This window comes from Gillisia sp. Hel_I_86 (genome assembly GCF_007827275.1).
GTDB lineage: Bacteria > Bacteroidota > Bacteroidia > Flavobacteriales > Flavobacteriaceae > Gillisia.
Map to the genome: position 1 here is coordinate 2,712,795 of NZ_VISE01000001.1, position 15,300 is coordinate 2,728,094.

At 37.9% G+C, this 15,300-nt stretch carries 12 protein-coding genes and 1 pseudogene; 5 read left to right on the forward strand and 8 right to left on the reverse strand.

Going from position 1 to position 15,300, the window contains the following annotated elements; all coding sequences use genetic code 11:
• Nucleotides 1-260 precede the first annotated feature (260 nt).
• Nucleotides 261-1,376 carry an ATP-binding protein gene (locus JM83_RS12275; RefSeq protein WP_144962436.1) on the reverse strand — a complete coding sequence of 372 codons (1,116 nt, stop codon included), beginning with the start codon at nt 1,374-1,376 and terminating at the stop codon, nt 261-263.
• Between the two features lie 1,354 nt (nt 1,377-2,730).
• Here JM83_RS12275 and nirK point away from each other — a divergent pair.
• From nirK to JM83_RS12295, 4 genes are all read left to right on the forward strand, one after another.
• Nucleotides 2,731-4,197, forward strand: a complete 1,467-nt coding sequence (gene nirK, locus JM83_RS12280) for a copper-containing nitrite reductase (RefSeq protein ID WP_144962437.1) — start codon at nt 2,731-2,733, stop codon at nt 4,195-4,197.
• A 176-nt stretch (nt 4,198-4,373) separates the two neighbouring features.
• Nucleotides 4,374-5,159: a formylglycine-generating enzyme family protein gene (locus JM83_RS12285; protein ID WP_144962438.1), complete on the forward strand. Its 786-nt coding sequence runs from the start codon at nt 4,374-4,376 to the stop codon at nt 5,157-5,159.
• A 53-nt stretch (nt 5,160-5,212) separates the two neighbouring features.
• Nucleotides 5,213-5,821, forward strand: a complete 609-nt coding sequence (locus JM83_RS12290; RefSeq protein WP_144962439.1) for an SCO family protein — start codon at nt 5,213-5,215, stop codon at nt 5,819-5,821.
• 637 nt (nt 5,822-6,458) lie between these two features.
• Entirely contained in the window at nt 6,459-7,667 is a 1,209-nt protein-coding gene (locus JM83_RS12295; RefSeq protein WP_144962440.1) for a type ISP restriction/modification enzyme, read from the forward strand.
• Nucleotides 7,668-7,857: 190 nt separating this feature from the next.
• On the opposite strand, the gene JM83_RS12300 is transcribed toward JM83_RS12295, so the two are convergent.
• Complete coding sequence (locus JM83_RS12300) at nt 7,858-8,202, reverse strand: cupin domain-containing protein (protein WP_144962441.1); 345 nt, start codon at nt 8,200-8,202, stop codon at nt 7,858-7,860.
• An 87-nt stretch (nt 8,203-8,289) separates the two neighbouring features.
• Here JM83_RS12300 and tnpA point away from each other — a divergent pair.
• Nucleotides 8,290-8,691 (forward strand): annotated as a pseudogene (tnpA, locus tag JM83_RS12305) (IS200/IS605 family transposase).
• Between the two features lie 250 nt (nt 8,692-8,941).
• On the opposite strand, the gene JM83_RS12310 reads toward tnpA, so the two are convergent.
• The 6 genes from JM83_RS12310 to JM83_RS12335 form a co-directional block, all read right to left on the reverse strand.
• On the reverse strand, nt 8,942-9,265 hold the full coding sequence (locus tag JM83_RS12310) for a hypothetical protein (RefSeq protein ID WP_144962442.1): 324 nt from the start codon (nt 9,263-9,265) through the stop codon (nt 8,942-8,944).
• A 6-nt stretch (nt 9,266-9,271) separates the two neighbouring features.
• On the reverse strand, nt 9,272-10,699 hold the full coding sequence (locus tag JM83_RS12315; protein WP_144962443.1) for an NADH-quinone oxidoreductase subunit N: 1,428 nt from the start codon (nt 10,697-10,699) through the stop codon (nt 9,272-9,274).
• Between the two features lie 18 nt (nt 10,700-10,717).
• A complete protein-coding gene (locus JM83_RS12320; RefSeq protein WP_144962444.1) occupies nt 10,718-12,205 on the reverse strand; it encodes a NuoM family protein in 1,488 nt (495 codons plus the stop codon).
• Nucleotides 12,206-12,430: 225 nt separating this feature from the next.
• On the reverse strand, nt 12,431-14,353 hold the full coding sequence (gene nuoL, locus JM83_RS12325) for an NADH-quinone oxidoreductase subunit L (RefSeq protein WP_144962445.1): 1,923 nt from the start codon (nt 14,351-14,353) through the stop codon (nt 12,431-12,433).
• 11 nt (nt 14,354-14,364) lie between these two features.
• Entirely contained in the window at nt 14,365-14,682 is a 318-nt protein-coding gene (gene nuoK, locus JM83_RS12330; RefSeq protein WP_144962446.1) for an NADH-quinone oxidoreductase subunit NuoK, read from the reverse strand.
• Nucleotides 14,683-14,739: 57 nt separating this feature from the next.
• Nucleotides 14,740-15,297 carry an NADH-quinone oxidoreductase subunit J gene (locus tag JM83_RS12335; protein ID WP_144962447.1) on the reverse strand — a complete coding sequence of 186 codons (558 nt, stop codon included), beginning with the start codon at nt 15,295-15,297 and terminating at the stop codon, nt 14,740-14,742.
• Between the last annotated feature and the right edge of the window lie 3 nt (nt 15,298-15,300).

Sequence of the window (15,300 nt, forward strand, 5' to 3'; positions counted from 1 at the left end):
CATCATAGACTTTGTGATTCAATCCATTTGTCTAGTAATTTTTTTGGCTTCAACAATAGCTAAATTGGTATTGTTGAATTTTAGAAGGTAATCCAAAAAACAATCTTTTTCCTCTCTTGTTCCCAAGTAGTTTTCTACCATCAGTAAAGTAGTATTCTCTAACAATATGAAGTGGTTCCCATTGATTGTCATTAAATTTTGGATCAATGAAATTTGCCCTTGTATCTTATTCTGAAATTGTTTTCCCCATCAATTTGTTTTTACTTTAAAAACATTCTAAAGTTTTCTCGTGTAATAATTTTCACTTCTGTATTGTAGGTCCCTGTAAACGTTCTAGGAATTTTCACCTTACTTTTTGCATTCCATTTTATTTCAAAACCAGTAATTGTTCCCGCTTCTTCCTCTACATAATCAATTTCTTGCTGCTGAACAGTTCTCCAAAAATAGCCTTTGGCTAGTGAGCCACTGTAAGCGTTTTTTTTCAATCGTTCTGAAATTAAAAAATTTTCCCAAAGATTACCTTTGTCCTGGCGCACTTCTAGAGGATTTAAATCACCAATAATCATATTTCTAACGCCTGTATCATAGAAGTATATTTTTTGATTGGTTTTAATTTCATTTCTTAAGTTCTTGCTGAAGCTTGGAAGTTTAAAAACCACATATGCTTGGCATAGCAAGTCAATATAATTGGAGACAGTTTTTTTATCTATACCTAACAATTGTGCTAATTCATTATAACTTACTTCACTTCCTATCTGAAAAGCCAAAGCACGTAATAATTTTTCAAGTATTTCTGGCTTGCGTATTCCACCATAACTTAGAAGATCCTTATATAAGTAGCTATCTGTAAGTTGTTTTAGGATTTCTTTTTCATCACCAAAATTATTAATGACATCTGGATACATCCCATAAATAACTCTTAGTTCTAATTGTTGTTCAGCTTTAAGATATCCAACATTCGATTCAAATTCGCCCCAAGAAATAGGGTAGAGCTGATATTCCCATTTTCTACCTGTAAGCGGTTCTTGTGTTTGGTTATTTAATTCGAAAGCAGATGAGCCACTCACAAGTAATTGAACAGATTTTAGTTGATCTGTAATTAATTTTAGTGTTAATCCTATATTATCTATGCGCTGTGCTTCATCTATAAACACAATTTTGTAGTTACCAATAATATTTTTGAGTTGTTCTAAATTCGGATTGGAAATTAATTTTCTGACAGTTGGATCATCACCATTTAAAAAGAGATATTCTTTTCCTTCCAATAACTTGTTGAAAAGTGTAGTTTTACCCACTTGTCGTGGACCAATTAACAGAATCGCTTTACCAGTACCAAAACGATTTATAATCTTCTCTTCTAAGTCTCTCTTGATCATAGTTAGGGATTGTAATCCCCAAATATAGCATTTTTCAGGGATTGTAATCCCCAATTTATAACTTAATTAGAGATAGATTAGGATCATTTCAATTTTTTTAAATGAAGATTTCTAATAAACTTTCACGTACTCAATTTCCCCTGCCCTAATATTATTATTCTCTGTAAGAGATAGAACATTGCCATTCTCAAAATAGATATTATTCTTATCTAATGTTCCTGTTGTACTCTTCGATTTTTTACGACCATTTTTCCATTGTCGTGCCTCTATTTGAAAATGATTTTCTTTGATATGTGTAATGAATATTGAGTCTGGATTTTTTGTTGATACTTCTCTCACGTATGTTCCTTCCAAACTCGAACTTTTATCGGAACAGGAAAACGTTATTATTGAAGTGAAAATGGTTAGGAATTTTATTAATTTATTTTCATACGTGTTTTATTAATGTATCATTCTGGGGGAAAATCCCTCGCCTTCAGGCGAAGACTTTAGTATCCCCAGAATAGTTATTGGTTAATAGTTATTCGTTATTGATGTGCTTCTTTTTTTAAGTATGCAATCTTTAGTCCCCTTTAGGCGATTTCAAACTCATCGGTCTTTAGCCGATGGTAGTTTAGTTATTTTTTTGGATTTCAGTTTCCATGGTACTAGCCCTGCTGAGAAAAGGCAGGAATGCTGACGCTCAATGTAGTCTAATGCTTCATTTCCAATCCAAAATCGTGAATGGCATCTGCCAAACCGAAATTCCATTATTCATTTGGTGCCGCTGCCTATGTTCTGATATTCTACAAATGCCTTTAGACCTGCACCCCCACTGTCCGTCACTTTTTTGACAACAAAACACAACATTCGGAAGTTGAACAGACTGCATAAACCGTTGCGCTTCTCTTTTCATATGTCATGATCAATTCCAAATATTGAAAATGTATTAGCAGCAAAACAAGCGAAAAGATAGGGTGCTATGGGAAGTAAATCTAAAATGGATCTTTAGAAACAAACAATATCTTTTGGTTCTGGCTTTGTGCACTGGAATTGGAATACGGCCATTTTGTTGTTCTTGGTTGTTAAGTTAATTGGTTGCTTGCGCCAGGATAATCAAGCGAAGACGATTTATTACAATCAATACGCGATGGGAAATATTCACTTCGAAAAATAATTAGTGATATTCCATTAGTCATTTGTTCAATTATATGTAAGGAGTACTGTAGAAACGCTTAAGAAGCACTTAAGGCTCAAAATAGCAACAATTTTGTTAAACTTTATATAAAAAAAACAGAATAAAAATGATTTTTGTCATCTAACTAAAGAAGGTTATTGCTTTTCTTTACATCATCAAACAATTAAACCGAAATCCATGAAGAGTATATCTTATTTCAGCAAAAAAAGTATTTTTAAATCTAGACTTGCTTTATTGGCATCTCTGATAATTTTATTAAGTATTTATTCCTGCAAGCCTGAGGAAGAAAAGACTGAAGATATGCGAACAGAAGCAAAGATCGAAGCGCATTTGACTTCACCACCATTTGTTCCCGCACCGGTGGGAGCCAGAAAGGCTGCTAAGCTTGTGGTGGATATGGAAATAGTTGAAAAAGTAGGAGAGATGACAGGTGGCGTAAAATATACCTACTGGACATTTGGAGGATCTGTACCTGGGAGTTTTATTAGGACCAGAGTGGGGGATGAGGTGGAATTTCATTTGAAGAACCATCCAGACAATAAACTCCCTCATAATATAGACCTGCATGCGGTAACAGGTCCTGGTGGAGGTGCTGAGTCCTCTTTTGTAGCTCCCGGTCAGGAAAAAGTATTTTCATTTAAAACCTTGAATCCAGGACTTTATGTTTATCACTGTGCGACCGCCCCTGTGGGTATGCACATTGCAAACGGGATGTATGGTTTGATCTTGGTAGAACCAAAAGGAGGTTTGCCTCCTGTAGATAAAGAATACTACGTTATGCAGGGGGATTTCTATACTGAAGGTGCTTATGGAAAACCAGGCCTTCAGCCTTTCAATATGCAGAAGGCCATAGATGAAAACCCAGATTATGTTGTTTTCAACGGTGCCGTAGGTTCTTTAAGCGGAGACAACGCCCTTACTGCCCAAGTTGGGGAAACTGTAAGGTTGTTTGTGGGGAATGGAGGACCTAACTTGGTATCCTCTTTCCACCTTATTGGGGAGATATTTGATAAAGTGTATTTAGAAGGAGGGAATATGATCAATGAGAATGTTCAAACCACCCTTGTCCCAGCCGGTGGTGCTGCAATAGTTGAATTTAAAGTGGATGTTCCAGGATCTTTTATCCTTGTGGACCACTCCATATTCCGGGCCTTTAACAAAGGTGCCCTCGGTGTGCTAAAGGTTGAAGGAAAGGAAAATGAAAAGGTATATTCCGGTACCCAGCTGGAAAAAACCTATTTACCGGAGGGTAGTACGATACAAGCGATGCCAGTTGCTGAAAAATCCACAGAGCCTGAAGTTGAGCAGGTAAAATCTTTGGAAGAACAAATGAAGCAGGGAAAACAAATTTATATGCAAACATGTTTTGCCTGTCACCAAGCAAATGGACAAGGTATTGCAGGCGCTTTCCCTCCTTTGGCAAATTCAGATTACCTGAACGAGGATACCAATAGGGCTATAAATGCAGTGATCCATGGGTTAACTGGGGAGATCACGGTAAATGGAGAAAAATATAATTCTGTTATGACAAGTCAAAACCTTACCGATGCGGAGATTGCAGATGTAATGACCTATATTTATAATAATTGGGGCAACAACAAAACGAAAGTTACCCCTGCCATGGTGAAGGCACAAAGGAAATAAAAAGCAAAAACCTCTGGGCAAGCCTGACCAGAAGCTACAGGCGAGCCCAAGAGGTATTTATCAATATAAATCGGTGACGAAAATTGTAAAAATTTGAAGTAGGCTTTTTAAATCAATGCCATTTAAGGCAGGCTTTGGAAGAGTAAACTCCTCAATGAGGGTTAAAAACAGCAAAAATGGGTAACCGAAAATTAATTTTGATGTTCCTAACTGTTATAGGGATTACAAGTTTGACCGGTTTTTCACAAGAGGTAACAGAAATGGCCCAGGTGAAAGGGGGATCTTATATCCCGCTTTACGGAACCGATTCTACAAAGGTAAAGGTGCAAAGTTTCCTTTTGGATATATACCCGGTAACCAATAAAGAGTTCCTGCAATTTGTGCAGGAAAACCCGAAGTGGAAAAAATCCAGGGCTATAAAAATTTTTGCAGATGAACGCTATTTGTACAACTGGGAAAGTGATGAGGGTTTCGATAAAAATATATCACCAGATTCCCCAGTTACAAACGTTTCCTGGTTTGCTGCCAAAAACTACTGTGAGTGCCAGGGAAAACGATTGCCTACCATGGATGAATGGGAATATACCGCAATGGCAGATGAAGACACCCCAGATGCAAGGATTAAAGAAAGCTACAATCAAAAAATCCTTTCTTGGTACGAAAGTCCCGATTCCCATAAAAACAAGGTAGGAAGTACTTTCAAAAATTACTGGGGCATCTATGATATGCATGGTTTGGTTTGGGAATGGACCAGCGATTTCAACTCTGTCATGATTTCGGGGGAATCCAGGGCTGGTAGCGAAGCAGACAGGAATCTCTTTTGCGGAAGTGGGGCGTTAGGCGCATCTGATCTAATGAATTATGCGGCTTTTATGAGATATGCCTTTAGAGGAAGTATCAAAGCAACCTACTCCATCAAAAATTTGGGGTTCCGCTGTGCAAAGGATATAGAAAATTTATAATATGGCTGGTGTAAAGCCGACTCGACTCAGCATTAATCTAAAATAATCATAATTTGAAAAAGATATTGGTTTTGGCATTTTTAAGTGCTTTATTGGTAACCTCTTGTAATCAAAACACAGAGAAAAAGTCTGAAGAAATTGCAGAAGTAGAATCTGAAGAATTTTCTGAAATGTCTATTTACAACCTGCCCACAACCTGGACGACCCAAGATGGGGAAGATATAAAATTACACGACTTAGAGGGTGATGTTCTTGTAATGGTGATGATATACACCTCTTGTACCGCAGCGTGCCCAAGGTTGGTAGCAGATATGAGGAATATTGAAAAAGCACTGCCGGCAGAGGTCAAGCCTGAAGTGAAGATGATTTTTGTAAGCATAGATCCAGAAACAGATACCCCGGAAAGACTAAAAGCATTTGCAAAAGAGAACCTTTTGGACGAAGAACCTTGGATGTTTTTAAGGTCTTCAGAAGAAAATACACGGGAATTTGCTGCCGTTTTAGCTGTAAATTATAAACAAATTACCCCAATAGATTTTTCCCATTCCAATATCATCAGCGTGTTCAATAGAAAAGGTGAAATGGTTTTCCAACAGGAAGGGCTTGGAGTAAATTCTGACAACACCATAAAAAGTATCATCAAGACTGCTAAGAAAGGCTGATCCTTAGAAATGAAAAATTGTGTATTTCCTAATTGGGCTCTTCTATGGCACTTCTTTTATTTTGCATAGGAACTTGAAGGACCATTCCAAGTTAAGACCAAGGTTTTAATCCCTCATTGAGGGTTTAATTCCCCGAGGCTTGCCTCGAATTTTTAAAATTATTTTCCAATGCATGTATCGTGGGCTTGCCCCGAGGTTCTTGATTCTAAAAATTCCCATGAGGCGTGCCCGTACCATTAAGGTAGGCTCGCCCTGAGGTTCCCGATTCTTAATCGGAATATAGATTACGGATTTTACTTGTAAGAATGATGTTGCATTGGAACCCAATATCGAAGGTCAATATATTGGAATTTTTGAAAGAAATAGAACATTATCAACCCTTGAACTTATATTGAACAACGCAGGTTTTTCTGAAGAAAGCAATAGAACTGATTTTTATGCTATATACTTCGGCAATTTTTCAGACCAAACCAATTTCCTGAATTTTGATGATAACCAACTCCTTATTACAACTGAATTTGACATGTTGATTTGTAGGGAAAAAGCAGCGATAAATATACTTTCCTTAATGATAATTCTATTAATTCAATAAAATGACTAAATTAAAAAATGAGCCCCAAATTATTATTTTATAAAAATGGATTTTGAAGATAGTGATATTTATTATCAGGGTTTTTCGGTCGATGAACTTTTTATGAAAAACAATACTGCTATTGTAACTGGACGTGATGCATTCACCCTTAATTTCACAAAGGACGAATCAAAAAAATCTATAGAGAAATTCTTGTCTTTAGAAGATGAAGAGGCAAGAAGTTATTTTAATTTGGGAAATGATGCTCGTGATTGGAAAGTTTCTTTTGCCAAAAAGGACTTAGAAGCAAATTATCCATATAAGGGAATTTATTTAAAGTCGAGCCACCGACCTTTTGATGAAAGATGGACATTTTATACAGGTAATGCAAAAGGGTATCATAGTTGTCCAAAGAATGGCATAATGCATCATTTTTTAAGCGGTAGGAATTTAGCGCTTATTGTTTCAAAACAGGCAATTAGCGGGTTTAACCACATATTTATAACTATTAATATTTGTGATAAAAACTATATAGGTTCGGCAGCTCAATTTGGTGCAGGCAATGTTTTTCCATTGTACTTATATCCCGAAATCAACAAACAGCAAAATCTCCCAGAACACACCGAAAGAACACCGAATTTAAAGAAAGAAATTGTTGGCCAAATAGCAGAAAATTTAGGCTTGACCTTTATCGCTAAAAAAGAAGTTGAAGGTAATGTGTGTATGGCAAACAATGAAGACGTTCGACCAGATTTTAGGCAAACTTTCGCTCCAATCGATATTCTCGATTATATTTATGCTGTTTTGCATTCACATGCTTACAGGGAAAAATATAAGGAATCCCTGAAAATAGGTTTTCCAAGAGTTCCTTATCCAAAAAATACGGATTCATTTTGGAAACTGATAAAAGTGGGCGGGGAAATAAGGCAAATCCATTTGCTGGAATCCCGAAAAGTTGAGGATTACAATGCAAGCTATCCAAAAGATGGTAACAACCAAATAAAAACTAAAATTGCCGAAAAAGACTGGGAGTTATTTGATAAGGAAAACCAACTTGGTAGAATATGGATAAATGAAGATCAGTATTTTGATGACATTCCATTAATAGCTTGGGAGTTTTATATTGGTGGCTATCAACCTGCTCAAAAATGGTTAAAAGAGCGTAGAGGGCGCACGCTAGTGGTTGATGATATTTTACATTATCAAAAAATAATAGTTGCTTTACTTAAAACTGACCGAATTATGAAAGAAATGGATAAAATAGAAATTGAGTAAGCCAAGGCTAAATTTTAAAAGATAGTACCAGAGGAAGAAATATGTGAAAAATCAGGGAGAGCAAAAAGAATATAAAAAGCATATTCAAATCAGCTTAAATTATTTTGATGCCCCGAGGCAGAGGCATCGGGGTAGTTCATTATCTTTAGAAAATCATCAAAACCAGGACCTATATGTCCAGTAATTCAAGTTATGAATTTTTGGCAACATCTTCTACACGCTTAGCGGAATCTGCTTTATTCAAGCTCAACCTTACAATGCTATCTTCCACCGCGATAAGATCATGAGGTACATTAGCCTCCAACGCAAGTAAATCTCCCTTCTTTACCATATGAACTTCCTCGTTAACCCCAAACTCTATACTGCCTTCGAATATTTCCACAACGATGGGGAAGGGAGTCTGGTGTTTTTTCATGATTTGACCTTTTTTAAAGACAATTCTAATTTCCTTTCCGCTATTGGTATCCAATAATACTTTGATATTGGGGTTTTTTTCATTGTATTCAAGATCGTTGGTTAAAGATGCTGTTTTCATATTTTTCATATTTATTTATCATTGAAAAACCAGCGTCTTTGACGGTGGCTATGTTTTAAAGGTTTTGCCCATCTAAAACTTTTTAAGATGAGTAAATATAGAAAATTAACATATATGTATTACAAATGTGACTACCATGTTGTGTTCACACCTAAGTATCGCTTTCAGATACTTGAAGGCATGGTCAAATCATTAGTTGAGCATGATTTGCAAGTAATCAGTACATGGAAAGATGTAATGGTGTTAGAGATGAATGTACAAAAAGGCCACGTTCATCTAGTTTGTTCGATCCCTCCAAAAGTTTCAATATCAGAATATATGGGGGTTTTGAAAGGAAAGATTGCAATAAAACTTTTCAAAACTTATCCAAGTTTGAAACACAAGCCCTAGTGGGGCAATCATTTTTAGTCCAGAGGCTATTTTGTGAGCACAGTAGGGTTAGAGGAGGATATGATAAAACGGTATGTGAAATATCAAGAACATCACTGATGAGTCTTATGCCACTTTGGAGCTAAATCTGAAAATCGAAGCCACCGTCTTTAACGGTGGTTTTTTACTATTTGTTAAAACAAAGGGTAAATGAAATGTTTCACGAACATCGTTCTTTTAGGAAATAATAAAACGAAACGTTAAAACGAAACGTTAAAACGTAAAACCATTATGGTCATAATCCGTAATGGTTTTGCATACTATTGGTTTTGTCACATCAATACATCTAAGATTTGACGCACGTAAATTTTTAAGAATTTTTCCAGTAATGCGGATTGGTATCTTCAGAAACCTGGTTCCAATAATCGGGGGTTACCTTATGCCCATCAAAGGTTTTTAATTTACGCTCATAGACCCAAATCGTAGGATTAAAAACCATATGGGTTACTGCAACTGTATACAACTGTGGATCTTCTTCGGTTTTTCTTTTTTCTTCCTCAATAATTACTTCAAAGCCATTGTGTTCAAGCAATTTTTGCAAAAAATCTTTTCGGTTTTCTGTAACCTTCTTTTCAACAAAAGTTACCCTGATTTCACCTATACTTCCAAAAGAATGTTTTCCTTCCAATGCCATAACTTTTTATTTAAAAACAGCGCTTAGTTCATATATATAATCGTACAATGGGCTGTAAAGGCCTAATACTAAAATCCCTATCACGGTAATGATCAACCCTAACCGCATGTAGATCTTATTTTTGAAAAACGGAATGGGATGGTCATTCTGCCTTAAAAACATGGCCCTAATTACCAGCAAGTAATAATACAGGGAGATGGTAACGTTTACCACCGCCAGGAAAACCAGCAGATAATAGCCTTTACTGGCTGCTGCGGTATAGAGGAAGAATTTCCCAAAGAATCCCGCAACCGGGGGAATACCGGCCAGGGAGAATAAAGCAAGCATCATTATCATGCTTAATTTGGGATTGGTACGGTACAACCCATTATAGTCGTCCATGTTTTCTTTGCCTGTTTCCAGGGAAATTGCCTGTACCACTCCAAAGGCGGCAAGGTTTGAAAAAATGTAGATCAATACAAAATATACCACCGTAGCTGTGCCCAACTGGGTGCCGGTGATTAATCCAAGCAAGATAAAACCTGCCTGGGCTATGGATGAATAGGCCAGAAAACGTTTCATGTTTTGCTGGCGCAATGCAAATAAGTTACCGGTAAACATAGTAGCCAGGGCTATTACATAAATCAGGTTTTCCCAAACATGCATAAGGGGCTTTAATACGGTGAACAACAATATCATTAAAATGAACACCGCGGCCCCTTTTGAAATAACCGAAAGGTAAGAGGCTATGCTTATTGGAGCACCCTGGTAAACATCGGCGGTCCAAAAGTGGAAGGGGACCAGAGAAATTTTAAAGGCCAAGCCTGCAAAGAATAAGATAAATCCTAATATTGTCAGGTTATTGGAGGTTATCACTTCAATAATATCATTGAAATAGATAGAACCGGTGGTGGCGCACAGCATTGAAATCCCGAATAAGGATACACCCGAGGCGAGTGCTGCTGAGAGGATTAATTTTATACCGGCTTCACTGGAGCTTCTTTTTATGATTTCATAGGCGGCAAGGGCAGCTACAGGAAGGGTCGATAGCTCAAGGCCCAGGTAGAACATTAGGAAATCGCCTGCCGAAATCATAAAATACATGCCCAGTAAAGAACAGAAGAGCAGGATGAAAAATTCGGTGCCCCGGTTTTGCTTGACTATTTTTTCCTGCAGCCAGTCGGCAGATTGCAGTAAAAGGATAAACACGCCAATATTCAGGACATTTTTAAAGAAGTGGATAAGGTTATTGGTACGGAACATCCCTCCAAAGAGGCTGCTTTCATCAATGGACATAAAACCAAGGGCCGTATGGATCCCGAACAGGAAGATTGCAAGGTGTACAATGCCGTTTTTTTTATTATTGGGAATAAAAATTTCGGCTATGAGCAGTACTAATGCTATTATTAAAAGTAATATCTCGTGCCGCATGAGTAAAAAACTACTAAAATTCATTTTAGTTTTCTCTTTAAATTATAATACTCCTTGAATGAAAGGCTGTAAACTTTTCATAATCATTTCACTTAACCATAAAGGTGCAACTCCAATTCCTACTATCGGGATAAGCAATAATAGTATTCCTGTGGTTTCAAACCAGGTAGCTTTTGGCAGGTTCAGGTATTCGTTGTTTTTTACAGGTCCCATCAGCATAATTCCAACTACCCTCAAAATGTAAACTGCCGTAACCACAATGGCCGAAACCGAAATAATGGTGGCTATCCTGTAGAACATTCCTTCATTTTGAAATGCGCCCACAAAAATGTTCATTTCGGCAACAAATCCGCTAAAGCCGGGCAATCCCAGGGAAGCCAATCCGGCAATCACATAAATGACCGATATAAACGGGATGACCTTTAAAAGCCCTCCAAGTTTGGTAATATCGCGGGTATGGGTCCTGCTGTATATCATCCCAATCAAGGCAAAGAAAAGCGCGGTAATGAAACCGTGGGATAAAGATTGTAGGATAGCCCCGTTCCATGCGGTTTTATTCAACATCAACAAGGCGAACAAGACCAGCCCTAAGTGGCTTACCGAAGAATAGGCATTTATATATTTTAAGTCTGTTTGTCTTATTGCTGCAAAAGCACCGTAAATAACACCTGTGGCCGACAAGATGATAAAAAACCAGGACCATTCTATAGCCCCTAGTGGCAAAAGGAACATCGCTACCCTAAATACACCATACCCCCCCAGTTTCATTAATACCCCGGCATGTAGCATAGATACTGCGGTAGGGGCAGAGGAATGCCCATCGGGAGACCAGGTGTGGAAGGGAAATAAGGCACTAATGACCGCAAAGCCTATAAAGGTTAACGGGAAAAATAGTTTTTGAGCTTCAAAGGGGATATTTACTTTAGCAATTTCAAGGATGTTAAAAGTTAAAGCACCTCCATCTGCATTGGAATTAAAGTATATCCCCAATATACCCACCAGTAAGACCGCGGAAGCCCCCATTAACATTAAAGTGAGTTTCATAGCCGAATATTCCCTGGGACCGGAGCCCCAAATGCCAATTAATAAATACATGGGGATCACGGCAATTTCATAGAAAAGAAACAGAGTAAAAAGATCTATTGAAATAAAAACCCCATAAACCCCGGTGGAAAGAACGATTAAAGAAATAAAAAATTCTTTTGGTAGATCATCTATTTTCCAGGAAATGAAAACCCCTGCCAGCACTATGATGGAGGTGAGCAGGATCAAGGCTACCGAAATACCGTCGACCCCAATATGATAATGAATGTTGAACTCCTCAAACCAGACAAGGTCCCGGGTAAAAACCATGACACTATCGTTAATGGTTTTTTCCTTTAGATAGGCAAAAATCAGGTTTATGGCCATGGCAAGCTGTATGAGCCCGCCAAACATAGAGACCATTCGGGCCTGGATTAAGCCTTTTGTAAAGATCAACACGATCATAACAAGTACGGGAACTATGACAAAGAGTGATAAGATGTCCATATTCTTCTATAATTTAAAATAACAGGTTTCAAAACTCAAATAGACTCCAGATACAAGCCTTAAAACAAAAGACAGGATATTCATGTGCAACCAGATTTTCAGGATTTAACCTATTTTATTTTTTAATAATTGCTGAAAATATTTATTTCAATTCTGCTGACTCCTGATTTAATTCTTCGATAACTATTTTGTTTGAAACACCATGAGATTTGTCATTTGTTTTTTCTAATTGCTGGTCCATAAGTAAATAAACACCAGCGCCAGTACCACGACCCCTCCAATAAAACCAAAGGCATAGTCCTGGACTTTCCCAGATTGCAAAGCTTTTATTTTCTGTGAAACCACTACTGTTTTATTTCCAATGCCCTCCATGGTACCGTCTACATATTTTTTATCAAAGAAAGCGATGGGGGCAGAGATTCGTTTAAATATCAGTTTACGGGTTATAAAAAGATAGAGTTCATCAACGTAAAATTTGGCACTGGTCCATCGATAAAAGACACCAAAAGCATTTGCGAACCTGTTGGCCAGGTCATTTTCTTTTTTATAGAATACCCAGGCCAGTATAATTCCTATTAGTCCAACCCCAATGGCAATGGCAGCCAGGGGATAATTTAAGTGGGCTTCAAAGCCAGTTTTATCGGCTGTTACAAACTTGCTAAAAGGAATAAAGCCTACCCCTGCACTAAGTACTGCCAATATGATTAGCGGTAATGTCATAGAAGATGGGGGCTCATGGGGTGTATGCTTATAGTTGGTCTCTTTTCCCCAAAAAATCCCGAAATAAAGCCGGAACATGTAAAATGCGGTCAATCCGGCTACAAACACTCCAATTCCATAAATAAAGAGGTTGTTCTCAAAAGCCGCCACCAAAATTTCATCTTTGCTCCAAAATCCCGCCAGTGGTGGAACCCCGGAAATAGCCAAAGCTGCTATTAAAAAAGTGATATTGGTAATGGGCATATATTTCCTGAGGCCGCCCATATCTTTTAAATAATTGCTATGGACCGCATGGATTACCGAGCCTGCCCCAAGGAATAGTAAAGCTTTAAACATGGCGTGGGTAAACAGGTGGAACATGGAAGCCATATAACCAACCCCTTCATGCCCGTCGAAACCCGATACCCCTAAAGCCATCATCATGTAGCCCAGTTGTGACATGGTAGAAAAGGCCAGTACCCGTTTAATATCGGTTTGGGTAATGGCTATTATTGCTGCGAACAATGCTGAAAAGGCACCTATATAAGCCACAATTTGCAAGGCAAAGCCTTCTTCAACCATAAAATACATGGGGAATAGGCGGGCTACCAAATAAACTCCGGCCACTACCATGGTAGCGGCGTGAATTAAGGCAGAAACAGGCGTGGGGCCTTCCATGGCGTCCGGCAACCAAATATGTAAGGGGAACATGGCCGATTTTCCGGCCCCTCCTATAAAGATTAAAATTAATGCCCAGGTAATAACCGATAACCCCATAAAGGAAGTAGAAGCCCAGTTTAAAATGGCAGTGCCTTCAGGATTATTTAAAGTTTCAAAATCGAAGGTGCCGGTATAAAATCCAATTATAAGAATGCCTATCAAAAATCCGAAATCGGCAAACCTGGTCACTATAAAGGCTTTTTTTGCGGCTGCAACCGCTGAGTTTTTGGTGTAGTAATATCCAATTAACAAAAATGAAGAAACCCCTACCAGTTCCCAGAAGATATATAGCTGAAAAAGATTGGTAGCTAACACCAATCCGTACATAGAAAAAGTAAATAATCCCAGAAAGGCAAAGAATTTTGTATAACCTTCGTCATCTTTCATATAGCCCCTGCTGTAAATATGTACCATTAAGGAGACGGTAGATACCACGATAAGCATCATTACAGAAATAGGGTCTATAAGGATTCCCATATCTATATGTAGCGTATCGGTAAAGTTCAGCCAGAGCATTTTTTCAACGAAGGTTTGATATGCACCATTTACTTTCCCCTGAACAAAAAAATACTCATATGCGGAATAAAAAGAAAGTATGGTAGAAATGGCCAGTCCCGATACCCCCATGGAGCCCGAGACGGCCGGTTTGATTTTTTTATTGAAAATTCCCAGTACCAAAAACAGCGCTAAGGGAATTAATGGAATTAAGAGGATATAACTTAAGTTCATAACGTCAAATATTAGTACTTCATCGTTTCAGTGTCCTTAACTTCTACAGAGTTTATTTGCCGGTAAAGGTTGATTATGATGGATACTGCCAGGGCAGTTTCGGCTGCGGCTACGGCTATGATAAAAATGGAATACACGACCCCTTGCAGCACATCGGGGTACAGGTATTTATTAATTACCACAAAATTTATTGCTGAAGCATTCAGGATCAGTTCTACCGAAATTAAAATGGAAATCAGGTTTGTTCGTGTTATAAATCCGTAAACCCCAATAAAAAACAAAATAGAGGTTACAGTAAGGATTTCGGCAATGCTAATTCCGGGTATCATATTGTTAACTTTTAATTATTGTATTGAATATCATTATCTATGGTTTTAAACCAGTAATTAACTTTCCAGAACTTTTTCTTTTTCCGGTTTGGATATATTTTCGGTTTTATCCCTGGTAACCTTTCCGCCCTTGGCTATTACAATTGCTCCAATCATTGTAGCCAGCAACAACACGCTTATTACTTCAAAAGGGAGTATAAAGCCCCCCTCCCCATAGTTTAATAATTTAAACCCAATATCAGCGGTAGTGGTGGTCACTGAATTAGGAACCGCCTGAAAAGGATGCGTATAGATGGTCGTTAAGAAAACTGCCAAGCCAATTAAACAGGTAAGTGCCGCCATGATCCGTTTGGATTTTTTGGCCATTTCCAGCTCCATCTCTATATGGTGCACCAGTAAAACCGAAAATATGATAAGTACGATAATACCCCCGGCATAGACCGTAAGCTGGATGGCTGCCAGAAAATTGTAATCGGCCATAAAATATAAGCCTGCAATTCCAATAAGCACAAACAGCAGATAAATCACAGACCGGAGCATTTTTCGGCTGGTAACAGAGGCAATTGCTGAAACCACCATGATAAGTGCTAAAACATAAAAAACAATTTTTTCCATAAG

Bases quoted from the DNA above. Each gene is read 5' to 3' on its own strand.
- JM83_RS12275 (WP_144962436.1), bottom strand. From the start codon at position 1,376: ATGATCAAGAGAGACTTAGAAGAGAAGATTATAAATCGTTTTGGTACT.
- nirK (WP_144962437.1), top strand. From the start codon at position 2,731: ATGAAGAGTATATCTTATTTCAGCAAAAAAAGTATTTTTAAATCTAGA.
- JM83_RS12285 (WP_144962438.1), top strand. From the start codon at position 4,374: ATGGGTAACCGAAAATTAATTTTGATGTTCCTAACTGTTATAGGGATT.
- JM83_RS12295 (WP_144962440.1), top strand. From the start codon at position 6,459: ATGGATTTTGAAGATAGTGATATTTATTATCAGGGTTTTTCGGTCGAT.
- JM83_RS12300 (WP_144962441.1), bottom strand. From the start codon at position 8,202: ATGAAAACAGCATCTTTAACCAACGATCTTGAATACAATGAAAAAAAC.
- JM83_RS12310 (WP_144962442.1), bottom strand. From the start codon at position 9,265: ATGGCATTGGAAGGAAAACATTCTTTTGGAAGTATAGGTGAAATCAGG.
- JM83_RS12315 (WP_144962443.1), bottom strand. From the start codon at position 10,699: ATGAATTTTAGTAGTTTTTTACTCATGCGGCACGAGATATTACTTTTA.
- JM83_RS12320 (WP_144962444.1), bottom strand. From the start codon at position 12,205: ATGGACATCTTATCACTCTTTGTCATAGTTCCCGTACTTGTTATGATC.
- nuoL (WP_144962445.1), bottom strand. From the start codon at position 14,353: ATGAACTTAAGTTATATCCTCTTAATTCCATTAATTCCCTTAGCGCTG.
- nuoK (WP_144962446.1), bottom strand. From the start codon at position 14,682: ATGATACCCGGAATTAGCATTGCCGAAATCCTTACTGTAACCTCTATT.
- JM83_RS12335 (WP_144962447.1), bottom strand. From the start codon at position 15,297: ATGGAAAAAATTGTTTTTTATGTTTTAGCACTTATCATGGTGGTTTCA.